The sequence below is a fragment of the Streptomyces sp. NPDC087215 genome (assembly GCF_044744885.1).
Classification (GTDB): Bacteria; Actinomycetota; Actinomycetes; order Streptomycetales; family Streptomycetaceae; genus Streptomyces.
This window is the reverse complement of record NZ_JBIUZD010000002.1, coordinates 826,091-850,227: the sequence shown is the minus strand read 5'-3', so window position 1 is coordinate 850,227 and position 24,137 is coordinate 826,091. Positions and strand designations below refer to the sequence as shown.

The 24,137-nt window shown below is 71.2% G+C and carries 15 protein-coding genes and 1 tRNA gene; 10 read left to right on the top strand and 6 right to left on the bottom strand.

The window, feature by feature from the left end; translation table 11 throughout:
• Positions 1 to 178 precede the first annotated feature (178 nt).
• Entirely contained in the window at positions 179 to 1,063 is an 885-nt protein-coding gene (locus ACIO92_RS08410) for a DUF4184 family protein (protein ID WP_402279320.1), read from the top strand.
• 916 nt (positions 1,064 to 1,979) lie between these two features.
• On the opposite strand, the gene polA is transcribed toward ACIO92_RS08410, so the two are convergent.
• Complete coding sequence (polA, locus tag ACIO92_RS08405; protein ID WP_366442972.1) at positions 1,980 to 4,691, bottom strand: DNA polymerase I; 2,712 nt, start codon at positions 4,689 to 4,691, stop codon at positions 1,980 to 1,982.
• Between the two features lie 121 nt (positions 4,692 to 4,812).
• On the opposite strand from polA, the gene ACIO92_RS08400 reads away from it, so the two are divergent.
• From ACIO92_RS08400 to ACIO92_RS08370, 7 genes are all read left to right on the top strand, one after another.
• The gene (locus ACIO92_RS08400; protein WP_366442971.1) at positions 4,813 to 7,095 is read left to right on the top strand and encodes an FdhF/YdeP family oxidoreductase; all 2,283 of its coding nucleotides are present in this window, start codon (positions 4,813 to 4,815) and stop codon (positions 7,093 to 7,095) included.
• Positions 7,096 to 7,145: 50 nt separating this feature from the next.
• Positions 7,146 to 7,691 carry a hotdog fold thioesterase gene (locus ACIO92_RS08395; protein WP_366442970.1) on the top strand — a complete coding sequence of 182 codons (546 nt, stop codon included), beginning with the start codon at positions 7,146 to 7,148 and terminating at the stop codon, positions 7,689 to 7,691.
• Between the two features lie 543 nt (positions 7,692 to 8,234).
• Entirely contained in the window at positions 8,235 to 9,461 is a 1,227-nt protein-coding gene (locus tag ACIO92_RS08390) for a branched-chain amino acid ABC transporter substrate-binding protein (protein ID WP_401235939.1), read from the top strand.
• A gap of 99 nt (positions 9,462 to 9,560) precedes the next feature.
• Complete coding sequence (locus ACIO92_RS08385) at positions 9,561 to 10,490, top strand: branched-chain amino acid ABC transporter permease (protein WP_366442968.1); 930 nt, start codon at positions 9,561 to 9,563, stop codon at positions 10,488 to 10,490.
• A gap of 5 nt (positions 10,491 to 10,495) precedes the next feature.
• Complete coding sequence (locus ACIO92_RS08380) at positions 10,496 to 12,328, top strand: ABC transporter permease subunit (protein ID WP_366442967.1); 1,833 nt, start codon at positions 10,496 to 10,498, stop codon at positions 12,326 to 12,328.
• Positions 12,329 to 12,331: 3 nt separating this feature from the next.
• Positions 12,332 to 13,252, top strand: coding sequence for an ABC transporter ATP-binding protein (locus ACIO92_RS08375; protein WP_351779098.1), 921 nt, complete (start codon positions 12,332 to 12,334; stop codon positions 13,250 to 13,252).
• Positions 13,249 to 13,965, top strand: coding sequence for an ABC transporter ATP-binding protein (locus ACIO92_RS08370; RefSeq protein ID WP_366442966.1), 717 nt, complete (start codon positions 13,249 to 13,251; stop codon positions 13,963 to 13,965). The genes ACIO92_RS08375 and ACIO92_RS08370 overlap by 4 nt, the downstream gene beginning before the upstream one ends.
• Before the next feature lie 141 nt (positions 13,966 to 14,106).
• Here the strand turns inward: ACIO92_RS08370 and ACIO92_RS08365 are convergent, their stop codons facing one another.
• Positions 14,107 to 14,760: a response regulator gene (locus tag ACIO92_RS08365; RefSeq protein ID WP_366442965.1), complete on the bottom strand. Its 654-nt coding sequence runs from the start codon at positions 14,758 to 14,760 to the stop codon at positions 14,107 to 14,109.
• Between the two features lie 115 nt (positions 14,761 to 14,875).
• On the opposite strand from ACIO92_RS08365, the gene ACIO92_RS08360 reads away from it, so the two are divergent.
• Positions 14,876 to 14,948 (top strand) — tRNA-Leu (locus ACIO92_RS08360).
• A gap of 84 nt (positions 14,949 to 15,032) precedes the next feature.
• Here the strand turns inward: ACIO92_RS08360 and pyk are convergent.
• Positions 15,033 to 16,460, bottom strand: a complete 1,428-nt coding sequence (gene pyk / locus ACIO92_RS08355) for a pyruvate kinase (protein ID WP_366442964.1) — start codon at positions 16,458 to 16,460, stop codon at positions 15,033 to 15,035.
• Between the two features lie 295 nt (positions 16,461 to 16,755).
• On the opposite strand from pyk, the gene ACIO92_RS08350 reads away from it, so the two are divergent.
• Entirely contained in the window at positions 16,756 to 18,567 is a 1,812-nt protein-coding gene (locus ACIO92_RS08350; RefSeq protein ID WP_366442963.1) for a 5'-nucleotidase C-terminal domain-containing protein, read from the top strand.
• A gap of 19 nt (positions 18,568 to 18,586) precedes the next feature.
• Here ACIO92_RS08350 and ACIO92_RS08345 read toward each other — a convergent pair whose 3' ends face one another.
• The 3 genes from ACIO92_RS08345 to pepN all read right to left on the bottom strand — a co-directional run bounded on the left by ACIO92_RS08345 (position 18,587) and on the right by pepN (position 24,066).
• Entirely contained in the window at positions 18,587 to 20,002 is a 1,416-nt protein-coding gene (locus ACIO92_RS08345) for a lysine N(6)-hydroxylase/L-ornithine N(5)-oxygenase family protein (protein WP_402279330.1), read from the bottom strand.
• Entirely contained in the window at positions 19,999 to 21,378 is a 1,380-nt protein-coding gene (locus tag ACIO92_RS08340) for a pyridoxal phosphate-dependent decarboxylase family protein (protein ID WP_401235690.1), read from the bottom strand. Before ACIO92_RS08340 ends, ACIO92_RS08345 begins: the two co-directional genes overlap by 4 nt.
• A gap of 201 nt (positions 21,379 to 21,579) precedes the next feature.
• Complete coding sequence (gene pepN, locus ACIO92_RS08335) at positions 21,580 to 24,066, bottom strand: aminopeptidase N (RefSeq protein ID WP_366442960.1); 2,487 nt, start codon at positions 24,064 to 24,066, stop codon at positions 21,580 to 21,582.
• Between the last annotated feature and the right edge of the window lie 71 nt (positions 24,067 to 24,137).

The following is a 24,137-nucleotide window of genomic DNA, read 5'->3' as shown; positions in this document are numbered from 1 at the left end:
CCTCTGGCGACCCTATGCCACCTCGCACCCGTCGGGCACCGGCCCCTGACCGTGTTTCACGGTTTCGTCACCTCACGGCCTCCTCCCGGGACCAAGACCCCAAGAGCCGCCCGGCCCTCCTGGACGGTGACCGCCCGCGTACCGTGGCCGACATCACCGCGAGCCGGGGGAACTCTCGTTGCCTTTCACACTGAGCCATGCCGCCGCCGTCCTGCCCGTACTGCGACGGGACGGGACCGCGCGCGGGCCGCTGGTCGCCTCCGCGCTCGTCGCGGGCTCCTTCGCGCCCGACATGACCTACTTCGCCGCCACGGCCGTCCCCGGGGCGATGACCCTCGGGCACTTCACCCACGCCCCCCTCGGGATCGTCACGGCCGATGTGCTGATCACCGCCGTGCTCGTCGGTCTGTGGCTGACCTTGCGCGAGCCGCTCGCGGCGCTGCTGCCCTCCCGGTGGCGCGGGCGGGTGTACGGGCTGCTGCGGGGCCGTCCGTGGCGGGAGCGGCGCCCGGCCGTGCTCGCGGGCTGGTTCGGGCTGTCCGCCGTGCTCGGCTCGACGACGCACGTGGTGTGGGACGCCTTCACCCACCACGACCGCTGGGGCACCCGCCTGATCCCCTTCCTCGGCGAGGTCGTGGCCGGGTTCCCCGTCTACCAGTACGCGCAGTACGGGGGTTCGGCGCTGGCCCTGGCCCTGCTCTGCTGGTGTCTCGCGCGGGCGCCGCGCACGGCCGGTCCGGGCGTGGAACTGCCGCCGGGGGTGCCCGTCCCGGATCGCCGGGGACGGTTCCTGGCCCTCGGGCTGATCGGCGGCTGCGCCCTCGCCGGGGTCGCCCACCGGGTGCTGAGCTGGATCTCGTACACGGGCTGGGAACGGATCGAGACGCCCCTGGACATCATTCCGACGGCCTGTTTCGGGGCGGGCGGGGGGCTCGCCCTCGGGCTCGTGCTGTACGGGACGGGGGCGCGGCTGTTCGCCGGGGCGCGGCGTCCGGGCGGCCCCTCTCCGGAGGAGTCGGGTCGGGCCCCGCTGCCGGAACGCTCCCGTCAGGGGGCTCGCTGATCCGCTCCGGCGGGGTGGGACTCCGGTCGGCGGCGCCGGAGAGCCCCCGGCGGACGGCGAGGGCGACGCCCTCCGGGGTCCGGACGCGTGCAACGGGGTGAGACTGTCGTGGCTGTCGTGGCGGGGGAGCGCGGTCCGACAGTCGGCCACGGGCGCGGCGGACGCACCGGTCCCTGCCTGCTCCCGCGCCCGCCTCGCCGACCGTACGACCGGCTCCGCGCCGCTCCCCCTCCGTGCGGCCGCCAGACCCTTCCTCCTCGATACGACCGCCTCCGCGGCTCCTCCGTACTCACCACTCCCCCGGCGGGGTTCTTCGGCGCCGGGAATGCGCGGCGGACGATGCGGACACTGTGGACGCGCCAGGTGTGGGTGGTGCGGGACAACCAGCCGTCCTCGGGGTGCGCCTTGACCGTACGAGGAGCGCCTGCGGTGACGCTCCGGGCCTGGTCCCGGACGGCCTGGCCCATCAGTCTCTGGGACTCGGCACGGCGGAACACTGCGGCAAGCAGGGCCAGTTGGTCCCGGGCGGTGGTACAGGGGAGGCCCCCGTAGCGGACGGGCCAAAGGCGGTACCCCTGCCCCGGCTTCCCGGAGCACCAGAAGCACCCGGTTCAGACGGGCGCTGGAGAGTTTCGCCCAGGCGGTGCCGATGTCCTGGGAGGGCGGGGCGGCCAGGGCTGGTTCACGGGTGGGGCGCGGAGCGTGGGCGCCCGGTGGGTCTCGGCGGGGCGGGCGGTGCCAGCGGCCCCGAGGAGGGCGCCGAGGCCGGGCCCTGACCCGGGGGCGGGAGCGACGGCTTGTGATCGTGCTCCTGGTTCCGGGGCCGGGTCGCCCTGGAAAGGGCCACCCGGGGCGAGCCGCACGGGCCGGGCCCGCGACCGGTGGGGGTCGCGGGGCCCGGCCCGTGGGAGTGGTGTCAGTGCGCGGCGGAGTCCCAGTCGCGGCCCACGCCGACGGAGACGTCGAGCGGGGCGCGCAGGTCGGCGGCGGCCGACATCTGCTCGCGGACCAGGGCCTCGACGCGCTCCCGCTCACCGGGGGCGATCTCCAGGACGATTTCGTCGTGGACCTGGAGGAGCATCCGGGAGACGAGGCCCGCCTCGGTCAGTGCCCGGTCCACGTTCAGCATGGCGACCTTCACGATGTCGGCGGCCGTGCCCTGGATCGGGGCGTTGAGCGCCATCCGCTCGGCGGCCTCGCGGCGCTGGCGGTTGTCGCTGTTGAGGTCGGGCAGATAGCGGCGGCGGCCGAGCATGGTCTCGGTGTACCCGGTGGCGCGGGCCTCCTCGACGACCCGGTGCAGATACTCCCGGACGCCGCCGAAGCGCTCGAAGTAGGTGTCCATCAGGACGCGGGCCTCGCCCGGGTCGATGTTCAGCTGCTGTGCGAGGCCGAAGGCCGACAGGCCGTAGGCGAGGCCGTAGGACATGGCCTTGATCTTACGGCGCATCTCGGCGTCGACGGCGGACCGCTCGACGCCGAAGACCTGGGAGGCGACGGTGGTGTGCAGGTCCTCGCCGGAGGCGAAGGCCTCGATGAGCCCCGCGTCCTCGGAGAGGTGGGCCATGACGCGCAGCTCGATCTGGCTGTAGTCGGCGGTCATGAGGGACTCGAAGCCCTCGCCGACGACGAAGCCGTGCCGGATGGCGCGGCCCTCGTCCGTCCGCACCGGCACGTTCTGCAGATTGGGGTCGGTGGAGGAGAGACGGCCGGTGGCGGCGGTGGTCTGACTGAAGGTGGTGTGGATGCGGCCGTCGGCGGCGACGGTCTTGATCAGGCCCTCGACGGTGGAGCGCAGCCGGGCCTGCTCTCGGTGGCGGAGCATGATGACGGGCAGTTCGTGCTCGGTCTGCGCGGCCAGCCAGGCGAGGGCGTCGGCGTCGGTGGTGTAGCCGGTCTTGGTCTTCTTGGTCTTCGGCAGGTTCAGCTCGCCGAAGAAGACCTCCTGGAGCTGCTTGGGCGAGCCGAGGTTGAACTCGTGGCCGACGGAGGAGTGCGCCTCCTTGACGGCCTGCTGCACGGCCGCGGCGAACTGCTGCTCCATGGCCTCCAGATGGTCCCGGTCGGCGGCGATGCCGTGCCGTTCGAGCCGGGCGAGGAGGGTGGAGGTGGGCAGTTCGACCTCGTGCAGCAGCTCGCGGGCGCCGACTTCGCCGAGCCGCTCCTCGAAGGCCCCGGCGAGGTCGAGGACGGCCCGTGCCTGGGTCATCAGGGCGTCGGCCTCGGCGGTCTCGTCGGCGCCGAAGGCGAGCTGTCCGTCGGCGGCGGCGGCCGGGGCCAGCTCGCGGCCGAGGTACTCCACGGAGAGCGCGTCGAGCGCGAAGGAACGCCGGCCGGGCTTGACGAGGTAGGCGGCGAGGGCGGTGTCCATGGTGACGCCCGCGATGCTCCAGCCGTGCTCGGGGAAGACCCGCATGGCGCCCTTGGCGTTGTGCAGGACCTTGGGGCGGCCGGCGTCGGAGATCCACTCGGCCCAGGCCAGTTCGTCGGCCCCGTCGAGGGTGCTGGGGTCGAACCAGGCGGCGGCCCCTCCGGCCGCGGCGAGGGCGATCTCGCTGACGTTCCCCGTGCCGAGGGCCCAGCTGTCGACGGTGGCGACGCCGAGGGGTCCGGTGCCGTGCTCGGCGAGCCAGGGGGCCAGCTCTCCGGCGCCGATGACGGTGCCGTCGATCTCGACGCCCTCGGCGGGCGCGGGGGACGCTTCCTCGGCGGCGCCGGGGTCGACGGCGAGGAGCCGCTCGCGCAGCGAGGGGTTGCGGATCTCCAGGGTGTCGAGGACGAGGGCGACGGCCGCCCGGTCGTAGGGCTCGCGGGCCAGCTCCGTCACGGTCCTCGGCAGTTCGACGTCCCGGACCATCTCGGTCAGGACGCGGTTGAGCTTGACGGACTCCAGGTGGTCGCGGAAGTTCTGTCCGGCCTTGCCCTTGACCTCCTCGGCGCGCTCGACGAGCTCGGCGAAGGAGCCGAACTGGTTGATCCACTTGGCGGCGGTCTTCTCGCCGACGCCGGGGATGCCGGGGAGGTTGTCCGACGGGTCGCCGCGCAGGGCCGCGAAGTCGGGGTACTGAGAGGGCGTGAGGCCGTACTTCTCCTGGACCTTCTCCGGGGTGAAGCGGGTCAGCTCGGAGACGCCCTTGGTGGGGTAGAGCACGGTGGTGCGGTCGCTGACCAGCTGGAAGGAGTCCCGGTCGCCGGTGACGATGAGGACGTCGAAGCCCTCGGCCTCGGCCTGGGTGACGAGGGTGGCGATGACGTCGTCCGCCTCGAAGCCCTCGACGGCGAAGCGCGGCGCGTGCATCGCGTCGAGCAGCTCGCCGATCAGCTCGACCTGTCCCTTGAACTCGTCGGGGGTCTTGGAGCGGTTCGCCTTGTACTCGGGGAACTCGTCGGAGCGCCAGGTCTTGCGGGACACGTCGAAGGCAACCGCGAAGTGCGTGGGCGCCTCGTCGCGCAGCGTGTTCGCCAGCATCGAGGCGAATCCGTAGATCGCGTTCGTCGGCTGCCCGGTCGCGGTGGTGAAGTTCTCCGCGGGCAGCGCGTAGAACGCCCGGTACGCGAGCGAGTGCCCGTCCATGAGGAGCAGGCGGGGGCGGGTGTCTGCGGGGTTCTTCGATGCTGTCTCGGCCACACGACGATCCTGCCACGGACCACTGACATTCCGGTCCACACCGGCGGGGTGCCCCGCTGTCGGTGCCGCGTGACAGGATCGGAGGTGTACGCCGCAGGATTACCGCTCAAGGGAGAGCGCGATGGTCAGCAAGCCTCCGGCCGGTGACCCGGTCCAGGACGCACCGCAGGTCACGCCGCCGCAGCACGCCGCCGCCGGGCTGCCGGCCGTCGGGCACACCCTGCGGATGGCACGGGAGCAGATGGGCGTGGTGCGTACCGCGCGGACACTGCTCAAGGTCAACCAGAAAGACGGTTTCGACTGTCCCGGCTGCGCCTGGCCCGAGGCGGACAAGCGGCATGTCGCGGAGTTCTGCGAGAACGGGGCGAAGGCGGTCGCCGAGGAGGCGACGCTGCGCCGGGTGACCCCGGAGTTCTTCGCGGCGCATCCGGTGGCGGAGCTGGCGGAGCGCAGCGGGTACTGGCTGGGGCAGCAGGGCCGGATCACGGAGCCGGTGTATCTGCCGGAGGGCGGCGACCGGTACGAGCCGGTGACCTGGGAGCGTGCCTTCGCGATCCTGGCGGAGGAGCTGCGGGCGCTGGCCTCGCCGGACGAGGCGCTCTTCTACACCTCGGGGCGGACGAGCAACGAGGCGGCGTTCCTGCTCCAGCTCTTCGCCCGGGAGTTCGGCACGAACAATCTGCCGGACTGTTCCAACATGTGTCACGAGTCGTCGGGTTCGGCGCTCACGGAGACCATCGGCATCGGCAAGGGCAGTGTGTCCCTCGAGGACCTGCACCGGGCGGACCTGATCGTGGTGGCCGGGCAGAATCCGGGGACGAACCATCCCCGGATGCTGTCGGCCCTGGAGAAGGCGAAGGCCGCGGGCGCGCGGATCATCTCGGTGAATCCGCTGCCGGAGGCGGGTCTGGAGCGTTTCAAGAACCCGCAGACCCCGCAGGGCATGGTGCGGGGCGCCGCGCTCACGGATCTCTTCCTGCAGATCCGGATCGGCGGCGACCAGGCCCTGTTCCGGCTGCTCAACAGGCTGGTCCTGGAGACGCCGGGGGCGGTCGACGAGGAGTTCGTGCGCGAGCACACCCATGGGTACGAGGAGTTCGCGGCGGCGGCGCTCACGGCGGACTGGGACGAGACGCTCGCGGCGACGGGGCTGGGGCGGGCCGAGATCGAGCGGGCCCTGGAGATGGTGCTGGCCTCGGAGCGGACGGTGGTCTGCTGGGCGATGGGCCTGACGCAGCACAAGCACGCGGTGCCGACCATCCGCGAGGTGGTCAACTTCCTGCTGCTGCGGGGGAACATCGGGCGGCCGGGGGCCGGAGTGTGCCCGGTGCGCGGCCATTCGAACGTGCAGGGCGACCGCACGATGGGGATCTTCGAGCGGCCGTCGTCCGCGTTCCTCGACGCCCTGGACAAGGAGTTCGGGATCGTCTCGCCGCGGCACCACGGTTTCGACGTGGTGCGCTCGATCCAGGCGCTGCGCGACGGCGAGGCGAAGGTGTTCTTCGCGATGGGCGGGAACTTCGTGGGGGCGACGCCCGACACGGAGGTGACGGAGGCGGCGATGTGCCGGGCCCGTCTGACGGTGCACGTGTCGACGAAGCTGAACCGTTCGCACGCGGTCACGGGCACGCGCGCGCTGATCCTGCCGACGCTCGGCCGCACCGACCGGGACACGCAGCGCGGCGGCAGGCAGTTCGTGACGGTCGAGGACTCGATGAGCCAGGTGCACGCCTCGCGGGGCAATCTGCCGCCCGCGAGCCCGCACCTGCTGTCGGAGCCGGCGATCGTGGCGCGGCTCGCACGGGCCGTGCTCGGTGCCGGGTCGGCCACGCCCTGGGAGGAGTTCGAGGCGGACTACGGGACGATCAGGGACCGGATCGGGCGGGTGGTGCCCGGTTTCGAGGACTTCAACGCGCGTCTGGCGGCGAACCCGGGGGGCTTCACGCTGCCGCACGGTCCGCGCGACGAGCGGCGGTTCCCGACGAGGACGGGGAAGGCCAACTTCACGGCGGCGCCGGTGGAGTTCCCCCGGGTGCCCGAGGGGCGGCTGCTGTTGCAGACGCTGCGCTCGCACGACCAGTACAACACCACGGTCTACGGTCTGGACGACCGCTACCGGGGCATCAAGGGGGGCCGCCGGGTGGTGCTCGTCCATCCGGAGGACGCGGAGGCGCTGGGCTTCGCGGACGGCTCGTACGCGGATCTGGTGAGCGAGTGGACCGACGGCAGCGAGCGGCGGGCGCCCGGTTTCCGGGTGGTGCACTATCCGACGTCCCGGGGGTGCGCGGCGGCGTACTACCCGGAGACGAACGTGCTGGTGCCACTGGAGTCGACGGCCGATGTCAGCAACACCCCCGCGAGCAAGTCCGTGGTCGTCCGTCTGGAACAATCGCCCTCCGCCTAAGCGTTCGCTCAGGCGATCGAAGAGCCGTCCAGGACGAACGGAGCCGGGCCATGGGTGAGCAGCAGCACGTGAAGTTCCCGCAGGAGGTCATCGAGGAGTACGCGGCGCTGGGCGTGGACCTCCCGGCGCTCTTCTCCGCCGGGCACCTGGGGAACCGGATGGGCGTCCAGATCCTGGAGGCCTCCGCCGAGCGGGTCGTCGGCACGATGCCGGTGGAGGGGAACACCCAGCCGTACGGTCTGCTGCACGGCGGCGCCTCGGCGGTGCTCGCGGAGACCCTGGGTTCGGTCGGCGCGATGCTGCACGGCGGGGTCTCCCGGATCGCGGTGGGCGTGGACCTGAACTGCACCCACCACCGGGGGGTGCGCAGCGGTCTGGTGACCGGGGTGGCGACGCCGGTGCACCGGGGGCGTTCGACGGCCACGTACGAGATCGTGATCAGTGACGAGCAGGACCGGCGGGTCTGCTCGGCGCGGCTGACCTGTCTGCTGCGCGAGGTGACGGGCAAGGACGCGGGAGATGCGCCGGAGGCGGGCGCGTCCGGGGCGGGCGCGGGCGTCCGACCGGTGTCCGGCCGACGTCCGGCCGACGCCTGACCAGCGGCGGGTCCGCTGTGGATCATGGAGGGGGCGACACCCGCGGGTGTCGCCCCCTCCGGCGTTCCCGCTCCGGCTTCCGTCACTCTGCGTGACATGGGCCGGAGCCCGGACAGGAGGAAGCGGAGGGGCCGGTTCGTCCGCTCAGCTTTCTGCCCCTGTCCGGTATCCGGAGAGTCCGCTGAGCGGACCGTCAGTACCAAGAATCGCTCAAGCCCCTTAGCGGAACTGCGTGTTCTCACTATGTGAACACCGCCTTACAGACCGCTATGCCCCGGTTTTACCTGCCCCCGCGCACCCACATTCCGCATCGGCATAACAAGACAGTCACATCCTGTCCTCGGCGCTCCCCGACCCTCCCCACCTGCGCTTAGAGTCACCGCCAGTCACCGCGCCGCCGGGCGCGTCCTACGGCACGGCCCTGTACCCACACCCATGTACGGCCCGGCGTTCACCACGGCACTCCTCGTTCCACAGCTCCACGGCACCACCTCGTCCGAGGGGGCCGCGCCAGGGAAAGGACCCTTCGTGCGAAACCGTTCGATGCTCATACTCACCACCGCGGTCACCGCGGGAGCACTCACCCTCACCGCCTGTGGTTCGCGCGACGACAAGGGCGGTGCCACCGACGGCGGCGACGGTGGCGGCATCACCGTGACCATCGGCCTCGACGCCCCCCTGACGGGCGAGCTGTCGGCCCTCGGCCTCGGCATCAAGAACTCGGCCGACCTGGCGGTCAAGACGGCCAACAAGAAGGCCTACGTCAAGGGCGTGACCTTCAAGCTGGAGTCCCTGGACGACCAGGCCCAGCCCTCCGCCGGCCAGCAGAACGCCACCAAGTTCGTCGCCGACAAGGGCGTCCTCGGTGTCGTCGGCCCGCTGAACTCCTCCGTCGCCGAGTCGATGCAGAAGGTCTTCGACGACGCGAAGCTGGCGCAGGTCTCCCCGGCCAACACCAACCCGTCCCTGAGCCAGGGCGTCAACTGGGCCTCCGGCGACAAGAAGCGCGGCTACAAGTCGTACTTCCGTACCGCCACCACGGACGCCATCCAGGGCCCGTTCGCCGCCCAGTACGTCTACAACGAGGCCAAGAAGACCAAGGCCTTCATCATCGACGACAAGAAGACCTACGGCGCCGGTCTCGCGGGCACCTTCAAGGGCGAGTTCGAGAAGCTCGGCGGCAAGGTCCTCGGCACCGAGCACATCAACCCGGACACCAAGGACTTCTCCGCGGTCGCGACCAAGGTGAAGAGCTCCGGCGCCGACGTCGTCTACTACGGTGGCGAGTACCCGGCCGCCGGTCCGCTGGCCAAGCAGATCAAGGAGGCCGGCGCGAAGGTCACCGTCGTCGGCGGTGACGCGCTCTACAGCCCCGAGTACGTGAAGCTCGCGGGTGCCGCCGCGGCCAACGGCGACATCGCCACCTCCGTCGGCGCGCCGATCGAGTCCCTCGCCTCCGCCAAGGAGTTCCTGGCCGACTACAAGACGGGTGGCTACAAGGAGGCGTACGAGGCCTACGGCGGTTACGCCTACGACTCCACCTGGTCGATCATCGAGGCCGTCAAGAAGGTCGTCGACGGCAACAGCGGCAAGCTCCCCGAGGACGCCCGCGCCAAGGTCGTCGAGGCCATGCAGAGCGTCTCCTTCGAGGGTGTGACCGGCAAGGTCTCCTTCGACGAGTTCGGTGACACCACCAACAAGCAGCTGACGGTCTACAAGGTCGAGGGCGGCGCGTTCAAGCCGGTCAAGTCCGACACCTTCGGCGGCTGATCTCCGCACACCCCACTCAGTACCACCTCACCGCGCGGGGGGCCGCACCTGGCTCCCCGCGCGGTGTCACATCCGTCGAAAGTCTCGGAGGACAATGCGGTGAACGAACTGCCGCAGCAGCTGGTCAACGGCCTGCTACTGGGATCCATGTACGGGCTGGTCGCCGTCGGCTACACGATGGTCTACGGCATCGTCCAGCTCATCAACTTCGCCCACGGCGAGATCTTCATGACCGGCGGCTTCGGGGCCCTCACGGTCTGGCTCATCCTGCCCGGCGGCACCAGCATGTGGGTCGCGCTGCCCCTCATGATCATCGGCGCCGTGCTCGTCGCCACGACCATAGCCGTCGGGGCGGAACGGTTCGCCTACCGTCCGCTCCGTGGCGGGCCACGGCTCGCCCCGCTCATCACGGCCATCGGTCTCTCGCTCGCCCTGCAGTACGCCGTATGGGTCTGGTACCCGGAGGCGAAGTCCGCGCGGCCCTTCCCGCAGATCCCCGGCGGCCCGATCGAGCTGGGCCCGATCACCATCCAGACCGGTGACGTCTTCCTCCTGATCGCGGCCCCGATCTGCATGGCCTTCCTCGCCTTCTTCGTGATGCGCACCCGGACCGGACGCGGTATGCAGGCCACCTCGCAGGACCCGGACACCGCGAAGCTCATGGGCGTCAACACCGACCGGATCATCGTGATCGCGTTCGCGCTCGGTGCCGCGTTCGCCGCCGTCGGAGCGGTCGCCTACGGCCTCAAGTACGGCGTCGTCGACTACAAGATGGGCTTCCTGCTCGGGCTCAAGGCGTTCACCGCCGCGGTCCTCGGCGGCATCGGCAACATCTACGGGGCCATGCTGGGCGGTGTCGTCCTCGGAGTCGCCGAGACCATGGCCACGGCCTACATCAGCCACATCCCCGGTATGCAGCAGCTCGGCGGCCAGTCCTGGGCCGACGTCTGGGCCTTCGTACTCCTCATCGTCGTACTCCTCGCCCGGCCCCAGGGCCTCCTCGGCGAGCGCGTCGCGGACAGGGCGTGAGCACCATGACCACCATCTCCGAGAACCCGACGGCGCCCCCGGCCCCCGAGTCGGCGGGGGCGGCCAGCCTCCTCGACTTCCTGCCGGTCAAGACGGCCCGCGCCCTCGCGCTGGGCGGCGGCGTCCTCACCGTCGCCAGCTGCTTCCTCGCCTGGACCTGGACGTCCAGGTTCCCCGGTGACCTCACGGTCACCGGCTACCCGGGCGGCCTCCAGCTCCAGGTCCTGGTGACCGGGCTGCTCACCACCCTCTTCGCCCTCTCCTCGTACGGGGTCAAGGGCACCCGCTGGCTGACCCCGGCCGGGGCCGACCCGGCGCTCAAGGTCGCCGCGCTGGCCTCCTTCGCCATCGCCTGGTTCACGATCGGCGCGATCACCGTCAACCTCGGCGGACCGGTCAACCTGGAGCCCGGCGGCGTGATCGTCGCGGTCGCCACGCTCATCGCCCTGGTCGGCGCCCTCGCCCTCCCCTACGAGCGGCCGAAGGTGCTGCCCGTGGACCCCGAGGACACCGGCTGGGACCAGTTCAAGCACCGCGCGGGCAACGGCTGGACGACCTTCAAGGCCTCCTTCTCCGCCACCGGCACCGCCCGCCGCGTCCCGGACATGCACTCCGCCGTCGAGATCCTGATCATCACGGGCGTCCTCGCCGTGGCGCTCGGCGTCTTCACCTACGGCGTCGGCACGGAGTACGACGAGCTGTTCCTCGGCTTCCTGATCACGGCCGGCATCGGCTTCGCGGCGGTCAGCAAGTCGGGCCTCGTGGCACAGGCCACGCAGCTCACCAAGAAGCACCAGAACCTCACCATCGCGGGCGCGTTCATCGCGGCGGCGCTCTTCCCCTTCACCCAGACCGACGACCAGTACGCGACGCTCGGCGTCTACATCCTGATCTTCGCCACGGTCGCCCTGGGCCTGAACATCGTCGTCGGCCTGGCGGGTCTCCTCGACCTCGGTTACGTCGCCTTCCTCGGCGTCGGCGCCTACGCGGCGGCCCTCGTCTCGGGCGCCCCGACCTCGCCGTTCGGCGTGCACCTCCCCTTCTGGGCCGCCATCCTGGTCGGCGCCGGAGCCTCACTGGTCTTCGGTGTCCTCATCGGCGCCCCGACCCTGCGGCTGCGCGGCGACTACCTCGCCATCGTGACGCTCGGCTTCGGTGAGATCTTCCGCATCGCCGTCATGAACACCGACGGCACCTCGGGCCCGGACATCACCAACGGCTCCAACGGCATCGCGTCCATCCCGAACCTGAACGTCTTCGGGTTCGACTTCGGCGCCGAGCACTCGATCGCGGGCTTCACGATCGGCCGCTTCGCCAACTACTTCTTCCTGATGCTGCTGATCATGGCGGTCGTCGTGCTGGTCTTCCGGCGCAGCGGCGACTCCCGCATCGGCCGCGCCTGGGTCGCCATCCGCGAGGACGAGACCGCCGCGCTCGCCATGGGCATCAACGGCTTCCGGGTCAAGCTCATCGCCTTCGCGCTCGGTGCCTCGCTCGCCGGTCTCGCCGGTACGGTGCAGGCCCACGTGACGTACACGGTGACCCCGGAGCAGTACCTCTTCGCCGGACCGATCCCGCCCAACTCCGCCTTCCTGCTCGCGGCCGTCGTCCTCGGCGGCATGGGCACCATGAGCGGTCCGCTGGTCGGCGCGTCCCTGCTCTTCCTCATCCCGAACAAGCTGCAGTTCATGGGCGAGTACCAGCTCTTCGCCTTCGGTGTCGCGCTGATCCTGCTCATGCGCTTCCGCCCGGAGGGCATCATCGCCAACCGGCGCAACCAGCTGGAGTTCCACGCCGAGGACGCGACGCCCGCCACGCTCTCCAAGGCAGGTGCCTGAACCATGACCACCACCACGAAGCCGTCCGAGGGCACCGCGCCCGAGCCGGCCGTCCGCGAGACCGTTCTCGACGCGCGCGGGGTCACCATGCGCTTCGGCGGCCTGACGGCCGTGCAGAACGTCGACCTCACCGTCAACAGCGGCGAGATCGTCGGTCTCATCGGCCCCAACGGCGCCGGGAAGACCACCTTCTTCAACTGCCTCACCGGTCTCTACATCCCGACCGAGGGCGAGGTCCGCTACAAGGGCCAGGTCCTGCCGCCGAAGTCGTTCAAGGTCACCGCGGCGGGCATCGCGCGAACCTTCCAGAACATCCGTCTCTTCAGCAACATGACGGTCCTGGAGAACGTCCTCGTCGGACGGCACACCCGGACCAAGGAGGGCCTCTGGTCGGCCCTGCTCCGCGGCCCCGGCTTCAAGCGGGCCGAGGCCGCCTCCGAGAAGCGGGCCATGGAGCTCCTTGAGTTCATCGGCCTCCAGGACAAGGCGCAGCACCTCTCCAAGAACCTGCCGTACGGAGAGCAGCGCAAGCTGGAGATCGCCCGCGCCCTCGCGAGCGACCCCGGTCTGATCCTGCTCGACGAGCCCACCGCGGGCATGAACCCGCAGGAGACCCGGGCGGCCGAGGAACTCATCTTCGCCATCCGGGACATGGGCATCGCCGTGCTCGTCATCGAGCACGACATGCGGTTCATCTTCAACCTCTGCGACCGGGTCGCCGTGCTCGTCCAGGGCCAGAAGCTGATCGAGGGCGACAGCCAGACCGTCCAGAGCGACGAGCGGGTCATCGCCGCCTACCTGGGCGAGCCCATCGAGGCGGACGCCCCTTCGGCGGACGCTCCGTCCGCCGACGCCCCCGCGCAGGACGCGCCTTCGGAGGACACCCCGGGAGACCCCGGTTCGGGCAAGGAGAACGACGCATGACCGCACTGCTCGAAGTCGAGGACCTGCGCGTCGCCTACGGGAAGATCGAGGCCGTCAAGGGCATCTCCTTCTCCGTCGAGGCCGGTGAGGTCGTCACCCTCATCGGTACCAACGGCGCCGGGAAGACCACCACCCTGCGGACCCTCTCCGGGCTCCTCAAGCCGGTCGGCGGCCAGATCAAGTTCGAGGGCAGGTCCCTCCGCAAGATCCCCGCGTACAAGATCGTCTCGCTGGGGCTGGCCCACTCCCCCGAGGGCCGGCACATCTTCCCCCGGATGACGATCGAGGAGAACCTGCTCCTGGGCGCCTTCCTCCGGAAGGACTCCGCGGGCATCGCCAAGGACGTGCAGCGCGCGTACGACCTCTTCCCGATCCTGGGAGAGCGTCGCAAGCAGGCGGCCGGCACGCTCTCCGGCGGTGAGCAGCAGATGCTCGCCATGGGCCGGGCGCTGATGTCCCAGCCGAAGCTGCTCATGCTGGACGAGCCCTCCATGGGGCTGTCCCCGATCATGATGCAGAAGATCATGGCGACGATCTCGGAGCTGAAGGCTCAGGGCACCACGATCCTGCTCGTCGAGCAGAACGCGCAGGCCGCGCTCGCGCTGGCGGACCACGGTCACGTCATGGAGATCGGCAAGATCGTGCTGTCCGGCACCGGACAGGACCTGCTCCACGACGAGTCCGTCCGCAAGGCGTACCTCGGCGAGGACTGAGTCCGGTACGGAGACGGAGGACCGGGTTCCCGTACGGGAACGTCGGACCCGGTCCCTCACGGAGACGACGGAAGGCCCGCCCCACGGTCGTGTGGGGCGGGCCTTCCGTCGTGACGGAGGGGCGGAGGGGCGGAGGGGCGGTTACTGGCCCTTGGCCGCCTTCTTCTCCTCGGCGTCCTCGATGACGGCCTCGGCGACCTGCTGCATCGACATCCGGCGGTCCATGGAGGTCTTCTGGATCCAGCGGAAGGCGGCCGGTTCGGTCAGGCCGTACTGGGTCTGGAGCACCGACTTGGCGCGGTCCACGAGCTTGCGGGTCTCCAGGCGCTGGGAGAGGTCGGCGATCTCCCGCTCCAGGGCGCGCAGCTCGGCGAAGCGCGAGACGGCCATCTCGATGGCCGGGACGACGTCGCTCTTGCTGAACGGCTTGACCAGGTACGCCATGGCGCCCGCGTCACGGGCCCGCTCGACGAGCTCGCGCTGCGAGAAGGCGGTGAGCATGAGGACCGGGGCGATGGACTCGGCCGCGATCTTCTCGGCGGCCGAGATGCCGTCGAGGACGGGCATCTTCACGTCGAGGATGACGAGGTCGGGGCGGTGCTCGCGGGCCAGCTCGACGGCGGTGGCGCCGTCCCCGGCCTCACCGACGACCGTGTAGCCCTCCTCCTCCAGCATCTCTTTGAGGTCGAGGCGGATGAGGGCCTCGTCCTCGGCGATGACGACACGGGTCGTCAGCGGCGGGACGTGCGACGCGTCGGCGTCGTCAACGGGCTGGGGTGACTCGGGGGCGGTCACGCGGGCTCCTCGTTCGATGGCCTCGTTCCGAGGCGGATACAGCTCCCCATGAGCGTACCCACCTCCTGTAAGGTAGGTGCACGGCGGGTGATCACCGACCTTCGTTTCGAAGGATGCCCCGGTAGCCCAGCGGAAGAGGCAGTGGTCTCAAACACCATACAGCGTGGGTTCGAATCCCACCCGGGGCACTTTACCTTTGATTCCAAGGCTTGAGACGAATCACTCTCTCCGCTGGACATCACCGCCCGTCCGTCTCCCGGCCGCCGCCCCGCCTAGTCGAGCGGCTCCCCGATGTGGTGCACCCGGACCAGGTTGGTCGAACCGGCGACTCCCGGCGGGGATCCCGCCGTGATCACCACGATGTCGCCCTTCCGGCAGCGCCCGATCCGCAGCAGCTCCTCGTCGACCTGCGCCACCATCGCGTCCGTCGAGTCCACGTGCGGGCCGAGGAAGGTCTCGACGCCCCAGGTGAGGTTGAGCTGCGAGCGGGTCGCCGGGTCCGGGGTGAAGGCGAGCAGCGGGATCGGCGAGCGGTAGCGGGACAGGCGCCGCACGGTGTCGCCGGACTGCGTGAAGGCGACGAGGAACTTCGCGCCCAGGAAGTCGCCCATCTCGGCGGCGGCACGGGCCACCGCGCCGCCCTGGGTCCGGGGCTTGTTCCGCTCGGTCAGCGGCGACAGCCCCTTGGCGAGGACGTCCTCCTCCGCCGCCTCGACGATCCGGCTCATGGTCCGCACGGTCTCGATCGGGAAGCGGCCGACACTGGTCTCACCGGAGAGCATGACGGCGTCGGTTCCGTCGATGACGGCGTTGGCGACGTCGGACGCCTCGGCGCGGGTGGGCCGGGAGTTGTCGATCATCGAGTCGAGCATCTGGGTGGCGACGATGACCGGCTTGGCGTTGCGCTTGGCCAGTTTGACGGCGCGCTTCTGGACGATCGGGACCTGTTCGAGGGGCATCTCGACGCCGAGGTCGCCACGGGCGACCATGATGCCGTCGAAGGCGGCGACGATCTCCTCGATGTTCTCCACGGCCTGCGGCTTCTCGATCTTGGCGATGACGGGCAGCCTGCGCCCCTCCTCGTCCATGATCCGGTGCACGTCCTCGATGTCATGGGCGCTGCGGACGAAGGAGAGCGCGATGACGTCGGCGCCGATGCGCAGCGCCCAGCGGAGGTCCTGGATGTCCTTCTCGGACAGGGCGGGCACGGAGACGGCGACGCCGGGCAGGTTGAGGCCCTTGTGGTCGGAGACCATGCCGCCCTCGATGACCAGGGTGTTCACCCGGGGGCCCTCGACGGAGACGACCTCCAGGGTGACGCGGCCGTCGTCGACGAGGATGCGCTCCCCCGGGGTCACATCGGCGGCGAGACCGGAGTAGGTCGTCCCGCAGCAGTGCCGGTCGCCCTCCATCGGCTCGACGCTGATGGCGAACTCGTCACCGCGTTCAAGCAGTACGGGGCCCTCGCGGAAACGGCCGAGGCGAATCTTCGGGCCTTGAAGGTCGGCGAGGACGCCGATGCTGCGGCCCGTCTCGTCGGACGCCTTGCGGACGCGCCGGTAACGCTCTTCGTGCTCGGCGTACGACCCGTGGCTGAGATTGAAGCGGGCCACGTCCATTCCGGCCTCGATCAACGCCTTGATCTGGTCGTACGTTTCAGTGGCGGGCCCAAGGGTACAAACGATTTTCGCTCGGCGCATGAGTCGAGCCTAGGGCTTACCCACCAGTAGCGAGTTGGCGGGACATGACTACTCAACAACCTTTCAGTGAAAGGCTGTTGACAACTCTTGAATCTGTGCATAGGGGTGCTCCGATGAGCGATTCCGGGCCCCGGACCCCCTTCACCCCGAGCCCGGACACCGGGACCGGCGTCGAACACTTTCCCAGTCCGTAACCCGGAAGGTCTGTTGCCGAGGTGCCCCTTGGGCCAGAATCTACGCGCGTCGTCCGGGCGATCCACGCCGGAACCGACGTCACTGAACCAAGGAGAAGCACATGCCGTTGAACCGCCGGACCTTCCTGGGGAGCTCCGTCGCCGTCGGAGCCGGAGCCGCCCTCGTCACCGGGACCGCCGCCGCGCCCGCCGAGGCCCACGGAGCCGGACACGGACACCGCCCCCGGCCGGCCAAGCGGTACTCCTTCACCGTGATGGGCACCACCGACCTGCACGGCAACGTGTTCAACTGGGACTACTTCACGGACAGGGAGTTCGACGACAAGGCCCGCAACGACGTCGGCCTCGCCAAGATCTCCACCCTGGTCGACCGGGTCCGCGAGGAGAAGGGGCGCCGCAACACCCTCCTCATCGACGCGGGCGACACCATCCAGGGCACCCAGCTGTCCTACTACTACGCCAAGGTCGACCCGATCACCGCCCGCCGCGGCCCCGTCCACCCCATGGCCCAGGCCATGAACGCCATCGGCTACGACGCCGCCGCGCTCGGCAACCACGAGTTCAACTACGGCATCCCCGTGCTGCGCAAGTTCGAGGAGCAGTGCGACTTCCCGCTGCTCGGCGCCAACGCCCTCGACGCCAGGACCCTGCGCCCGGCCTTCGCCCCGTACAGCGTCCACCGGCTGCGCACCCCGCACGGCAGGGACGTCAAGGTCGCCGTCCTCGGCCTGACCAACCCCGGCATCGCCATCTGGGACAAGGCCAACGTCAGCGGGAAGATGGTCTTCCCCGGCCTTGAGGAGCAGGCCGCGAAGTGGGTGCCGCGGCTGCGCTCCCTGGGCGCCGACGTGGTCGTCGTCTCCGCCCACTCCGGCACCAGCGGCACCTCCTCCTGGGGTGACCAGCTCCCGCACGTCGAGAACGCCGCCGCGCTCGTCGCCGAGCAGGTCCCCGGCATCGACGCCATACTCGTCGGCCACGCGCACGCCGAGATCCCCGAGTACCGGGTGAAGAACAGGACGACCGGCAAGGACGTCGTCCTGTCCGAGCCGCTCAAGTGGGGCCAGCGCCTCACCCTCTTCGACTTCGACCTGGTGTGGGAGAAGGGCCGCTGGACCGTCGAGAAGACCACCGCGCGGGTCCTCAACTCCAACACCGTGGAGGAGGACCCGAAGATCACCGGGCTGCTCGTGGACGAGCACCGCAAGGTCGTCTCCTACGTCAACCAGGTCATCGGCACCTCCACCGCCACCATGACCACCGCCGACGCCCCGTGGCGCGACGAGCCGATCATCGACCTGATCAACGTCGTCCAGGCCGAGACCGTGAAGGCGGCCCTCGCGGGCGGCGCCCACGCCGCCCTGCCCGTCCTCTCCCAGGCCTCCTGCTTCTCCCGCACCGCGCGCATCCCGGCCGGGCAGGTCACCATCAAGGACGCCGCCGGGCTCTACCCCTTCGAGAACACCCTGGAGGCCCGGCTGCTGACGGGCGCCCAGCTCAAGGACTACCTGGAGTACTCCGCGAAGTACTACGTCCGGACCCCGGCGGGCACGCCCGTGGACACCGCGAAGCTGACCAACGCGGACAACACCCCGGACTACAACTACGACGCCGTCTCCGGGCTCACGTACGAGATCGACATCGCCGGGCCCGTCGGCTCCCGGATCGTGGACCTGTCCTTCGAGGGGCGGCCGATCGACCCGGCCGCGAAGTTCGTCCTCGCCGTCAACAACTACCGGGCCAGCGGCGGCGGCGCGTTCCCGCACGTCGCGAACGCCCAGCAGCTGTGGGCCGACTCGGACGAGATCCGCAACACCATCATCCAGTGGGTGAAGGCGAAGGGGACGGTCGACCCGGCCGCCTTCGCCTCGGTCGGCTGGAAGCTGACCCGGGACGGCGTCCCGGTCTTCTGACCCCTCGCGGGACGGACCGCTAGACGATCTGAGTGAGAGGCGTCAGCTTCTGGCCCTGGGCCGGAACGCCCGGCGCCTCTCGCGCTTCCAGACCGAAACGGGTGAACGCCGTCCTGCGCGGAAGCGGATACGGCTCCTTGCCGGTGACCGCGTTGAGGATGGTCGCGCTCCGCCAGGCCGCGAGCCCCAGATCGGGGGCGCCGACGCCATGGGTGTGCCGCTCGGCGTTCTGCACGAAGACCGCGCCGGTCACCGAGGGGTCGAGGACCAGCCGGTACCGCTCGTCGATCCGGGCCCGCCCGGCGGAGTCGTGCCGCAGGTACGGGTCGAGCCCGGCGAGCATCCGGTCCACCGGACGCTCCCGGTAGCCGGTGGCCAGGACGACGGCGTCGGTGGTGAGCCGGGACCTGCTGCCCTGCTGGACGTGTTCCAGGTGCAGCTCGATCCGGGTGGTGGCCACCCGGCCCGCCGTACGGACCCGGACCCCGGGGGTGAGGACGGCGTCCGGCCAGCCGCCGTGCAGGGTGCGCCGGTAGAGCTCCTCGTGGACGGCGGCGATCGTGTCGGCGTCGATGCCCTTGTGCAACTGCCACTGCCGGGGCAGGAGTTCGCCGCGCACCGGCTCGGGCAGGGCGTGGAAGTAGCGGGTGTAGTCGGGGGTGAAGTGCTCCAGGCCCAGCTTGGAGTACTCCATCGGCGCGAAGGCCTCGGTACGGGCCAGCCAGTGGATCCGCTCGGCCCCCATGGGGCGGGCCCTGAGCAGGTCCAGGAAGACCTCGGCGCCGGACTGCCCCGAGCCGATCACGGTCACGTGTCCGGCGGCGAGCAGCGCCTCCCGGTGGGTGAGGTAGTCCGCCGCGTGGATCACGGGGACGCCGGACGCCTCCGCGAGCGGCCTGAGGGGCTCCGGGACGTACGGCTCGGTGCCGACGCCCAGGACCACGTTCCGGGTGTAGGCGCGGCCGAGGGCCTCCGCCTCGCCGTCCGGGTCGAGCTGGGTGAAGTCGACCTCGAACAGGCGCCGTTCCGGATTCCAGCGGACCGAGTCGACCTGGTGGCCGAAGCGCAGGCCCGGGAGCCGCTCGCTGACCCAGCGGCAGTAGGCGTCGTACTCGGCGCGGTGGATGTGGAACTTCTCCGCGAAGTAGAAGGGGAAGAGGCGCTCGCGGGCCTTCAGGTAGTTGAGGAAGGTCCACGGGCTGGCCGGGTCGGCCAGGGTCACCAGGTCGGCGAGGAAGGGGACCTGGAGGGTGGCGCCCTCGATGAGGAGGCCCGGATGCCAGTGGAAGGCCGCCCGTTGCTCGTAGAAGGTGGCGGCGAGACCGCCGGGGACGCCGTGCGCGAGGGCGGCCAGGGAGAGGTTGAAGGGACCGATGCCGACGCCCACCAGATCGTGGGGCCGGTCGAGTTCGTCCTGGGGGGTGCTGCCGGTCATCGAGGGGTGCCGCCTTCCACGAGGGTGATGAGCTGGGCCAGGTCGCCGGGGGTGGCGTACGGGTTGAGCAGGGTGGCCTTGAGCCAGAGACGGCCGTCGGCCTCGGCGCGGCCGAGCACGGCCCGGCCCTCGGCGAGCAGGGTGCGGCGGATCTCCGCGACGGTGGCGTCGGGGACGCCGGACGGCCGGAAGAGGACCGTGGTGAGCGCCGGACGGGCCCGCAGCTCGAACCCGGGGGTCTTCTCCACCAGGTCGGCCAGGTCCTGGGCCAGGTCCGCGCAGGCGTCGACGAGCGCGCCGAGCCCGTCCCGGCCCAGGGCCCGCAGGGTCACGGCGGTCTTGAGGACGTCGGGGCGGCGGGTGGTGCGCAGGGAGCGGCCGAGGAGGTCGGGCAGACCGGCCCCGGTGTCGTCGTCGGCGTTGAGGTAGGCGGCGGTGTGCCCGAGGACGTCGAGGTCGGCCGCTTCGCGTACGGCGAGGAGTCCGGCGGCGGCGGGCTGCCAGCCCAGTTTGTGCAGGTCGACGGTGACGGTACGGGCCCGGTCGAGGCCGTCGAGGAGGTGTCCGCGGGTGCGGCTGAACAGGGCGGGGCCGCCGTAGGCCGCGTCCACGTGGAAGTCGGCGGCGCGGGCCCCGCACACGTCGGCGAGGGCCCCGAGCGGATCGATCAGGCCCTCGTCGGTGGTCCCGGCGGTGGCCGCGACCAGGACGGGGCCGGTCAGTGCGGCGAGGGCCGTGTCGACGGCGGCCGGGTCGAGGGTGCCGCGCGGGGTGGGCAGCACCAGGGGCGCGGGGAGGCCGAGGAGCCAGCAGGCGCGGGCGAGGGAGTGGTGGGCGTTGGCCCCGACGACGGTACGGAGGGCGGGGCCGTGCCGTTCCCTGGCGAGGAGCAGCGCCAGTTGGTTGGACTCGGTGCCGCCGGTCGTCACCAGCGCGTCGGGCCGGTCGGCGGCCGGGAAGACCTCGGCGGCGAGGGCGGCCGTGACCCGGGCCTCCAGGGCGGAGGCGGCGGGGGCCTGGTCCCAGGAGTCCATGGACGGGTTCAGCGCGGAGGCCGCCAGATCGGCGGCGGCGGCCAGTGCGAGGGGCGGGGTGTGCAGATGGGCGGCGCAGAGCGGGTGCGCGGGGTCGGCGGCCCCGGCGGCGAGGGCCCGTACGAGGGTGGCGAGGGCTTCATCGGCGCCGGTGCCGGTGCCGGGAAGCACCTCCCCGAGGGCGTCCACCCGGCGCGCGACCTCCTCGGGCCCACCGGCCGGGAGGGGCCCGCCGCGCTCCCCGGCCCCGGCGCGCAGGGCTTCGAGGACGGTGCTCAGCAGGGGACGGAGGGCATCGGCGCCGGTGGCGCCTCCGGCGAGGGGTGGGGGTGCGGCACGCATGGACGACAGGGTGCCGGTGCCCGGCCCGCGATGTCCGGGGAGCGGGGGGTTGTTACCCGAACGGGGGACGGGGACGGGGGAGACCGGGGCGGGTGGGCCGGGACCGGTGCGAGGTCCGTGTCGGGCGGGCGAAGGCCCCGCGCGTGCTCGTGCGGGTTTCCCCGGCGCCGGGCCGTCGGGCCCCGCGCCGGGGGTGACGGCTCAGGCCGTGCGGACCGCGAGGGCGCGGCGGAGGTCGTCGAGCTGGTCGACGAGCTGGCGGCGGAGGGCGGGGAGCACGGTGTCCTCCTCCAGACAGCGCTCGCCCAGGGAGAGGGCCTCCTGGTCGATCGCGTGGGCGGGGAAGGCGTAGCGGCCGGTGGCCTCGGCGATGGCGGGGCCGCGGCGGTCGGCGAGGGCGACGGCCGCCGGGTAGAAGCGGGCCACGTACTCCCGCAGCAGTGCGGCCTGCTCCGGCTGCCAGAAGCCCTGGGCGGTGGCGAGGAAGAGGTAGTTGGAGAGGCCGTCGGTGTCGAAGAGCGCCGACCAGGCCGCCGCCTTGGCCTCCTCGGTGGGCAGCGCGGCGCGGCAGCGGGCGGCGCCCTCCTGGCCGGTGGCGCTGGGGTCGTGCGCCAGTTCGGCGGCGATGGCCGTCTCGTCGGTGGCGCCGAGGACGGCGAGCCTGCGGAGGATGCGCCAGCGCAGTTCGGGGTCCAGTTCGGGCCCGCCGTGGACGGTGCCCTCGTCGAGCCAGGAGGCGATCTTGTCGGGGGTGGTGGCGCTGTCGACGAAGGCGCGGACGGCGGTCAGGCGCAGTCCGGGCGCGTCGCCGTCCTCGGTGCGGCGGAGCAGCGCGCGGGCGATCCCGCCGATGGCGGCGAGGGCGGCGGGGCGGTCGGCCCCGGGGACGAACCGGTCGGCGATCTGGGCGCGGGCGAAGGCGAGGACGCCCTGGACGACGGCGAGTTCGGTCTCCTCGGGGAGGTGCGCGCGGGCGATCTCCAGGTACGCGGCGGGGGCGAGGGCTCCGTCGCGGACCATGTCGCGGAGCGCGTTCCAGACGACGGCCCGGGTGAGCGGGTCGGGGATGCGGGAGAGTCCGCGCACGGCGGATTCCTCGGACACCTCGTCGAAGCGGAGCTTGGCGTAGGTGAGGTCCTCGTCGTTGACGACGACGAGGGCGGGGCGCGGTCCGGTCAGCTCGGCGGGCTCGGTCGCCGGTACGTCGAGTTCGCGGCGCTCGCGCAGGACGAGGCCGCCGGAGGGGTCGCGGTCGTAGAGTCCGACGGCGACGCGGTGCGGGCGGCTGCCGTCGCGCTCCACGGCGAGCTTCCAGTGGAGGCCCTCGCCGGTGAGGGCGGGGGTGAGGGTGTCGACGCCGGTGGTGCGCAGCCACCGGGCGGCCCAGGCGTGGACGTCGCGGTCGGTGGCGGCGGCGAGGTTGTCGATGAAGTCGGCGAGGGTGGCGTTGCCGAAGCGGTGGCGCTTGAAGTGGATGTTGATGCCCGCGAGGAAGTCCTTCTCGCCGAGCCAGGTGACGAGCTGGCGGAGTGCGGAGGCGCCCTTGGCGTAGGAGATGCCGTCGAAGTTGAGGAGCGCGGAGGCGGTGTCGGGGACGGACTCCGGGTCGGGGGCGACGGGGTGGGTGGAGGGGCGCTGGTCGGCCTCGTAGCCCCAGGCCTTGCGGGTGACGCCGAAGTCGACCCAGGTGTCGGGGAAGAGGTCGGCGCAGGCCTCGTTGACGGTCTGGTAGCCCATGTACTCGGCGAAGGACTCGTTGAGCCAGATGTCGTCCCACCAGCGCAGGGTGACGAGGTCGCCGAACCACATGTGGGCCATCTCGTGGGCGACGACCATGGCGCGGTGCTGGCGTTCGGTGACGGTGACGGCGGAGCGGAAGACGAACTCGTCGCGGAAGGTGACGAGGCCGGGGTTCTCCATGGCGCCCGAGTTGAACTCGGGGACGAACGCCTGGTCGTAGGAGTCGAAGGGGTACGGCTCCTCGAACTTCTCGTGGAAGCGGTCGAAGCAGGCCTTGGTGACGGTGAGGATCTCGTCGGCGTCGGCGTCGAGGTGTTCGGCGAGGGAGCGGCGGCAGTGCAGGGCGAAGGGGAGTCCGGCGTGCTCGGTGCGGACCGAGTGCCAGGGTCCGGCGGCGACGCACACGAAGTAGGTGGAGAGCGGCGGGGTGGCGGCGGCCTGCCAGGTGCCGTCGGGCCGCCGTTCGGTGATGCCGTTGGAGAGGACGGTCCAGCCTTCGGGGGCGGTGACGGAGAGGGCGAAGACGGCCTTCAGGTCGGGCTGGTCGAAGGCGGCGAAGACCCGCTGGACGTCCTCCATGAAGAGCTGGGTGTAGACGTACGTCTCGCCGTCGCTGGGGTCCGTGAACCGGTGCATCCCCTCGCCGGTGCGGGAGTAGCGCATGGTCGTGGCGATCCGCAGGACGTGCTCGCCCTCGGTGAGGCTCAGCGGGAGCCGGTTCCCGTCGAGGGCGGTGACGTCGAGGGGCTCGTCGTCCAGGAGGGCGGAGCGCAGGGTCTCGGGCTTCAGCTCGACGAAGGTGTCCCCGGCGGTGCGTGCCGTGAAGCGGATGAGGCTGTGGGACGCGAAGGTCTCGTCGCCGGTGGTGAGGTCGAGGTCCACGGTGTAGTGGTGGACGTCGAGGAGCTGGGCACGGGTCTGCGCTTCGTCGCGCGTCAGTACGGACATGGCCCTATGCTGCCCGATGCCCTCGGGGCCGGGCAGAGGTGGTCGGGCCGGTCGGGCGGGGGCGGTCGGCG

What these genes read in the sequence shown, in the direction of transcription:
- ACIO92_RS08340 (WP_401235690.1), bottom strand. Translation starts at nt 21,378, where the DNA reads ATGCGTGCCGCACCCCCACCCCTCGCCGGAGGCGCCACCGGCGCCGAT.
- pyk (WP_366442964.1), bottom strand. Translation starts at nt 16,460, where the DNA reads ATGCGCCGAGCGAAAATCGTTTGTACCCTTGGGCCCGCCACTGAAACG.
- ACIO92_RS08345 (WP_402279330.1), bottom strand. Translation starts at nt 20,002, where the DNA reads ATGACCGGCAGCACCCCCCAGGACGAACTCGACCGGCCCCACGATCTG.
- pepN (WP_366442960.1), bottom strand. Translation starts at nt 24,066, where the DNA reads ATGTCCGTACTGACGCGCGACGAAGCGCAGACCCGTGCCCAGCTCCTC.
- ACIO92_RS08380 (WP_366442967.1), top strand. Translation starts at nt 10,496, where the DNA reads ATGACCACCATCTCCGAGAACCCGACGGCGCCCCCGGCCCCCGAGTCG.
- ACIO92_RS08390 (WP_401235939.1), top strand. Translation starts at nt 8,235, where the DNA reads ATGCTCATACTCACCACCGCGGTCACCGCGGGAGCACTCACCCTCACC.
- ACIO92_RS08375 (WP_351779098.1), top strand. Translation starts at nt 12,332, where the DNA reads ATGACCACCACCACGAAGCCGTCCGAGGGCACCGCGCCCGAGCCGGCC.
- ACIO92_RS08370 (WP_366442966.1), top strand. Translation starts at nt 13,249, where the DNA reads ATGACCGCACTGCTCGAAGTCGAGGACCTGCGCGTCGCCTACGGGAAG.
- ACIO92_RS08395 (WP_366442970.1), top strand. Translation starts at nt 7,146, where the DNA reads ATGGGTGAGCAGCAGCACGTGAAGTTCCCGCAGGAGGTCATCGAGGAG.
- ACIO92_RS08350 (WP_366442963.1), top strand. Translation starts at nt 16,756, where the DNA reads ATGCCGTTGAACCGCCGGACCTTCCTGGGGAGCTCCGTCGCCGTCGGA.
- ACIO92_RS08400 (WP_366442971.1), top strand. Translation starts at nt 4,813, where the DNA reads ATGGTCAGCAAGCCTCCGGCCGGTGACCCGGTCCAGGACGCACCGCAG.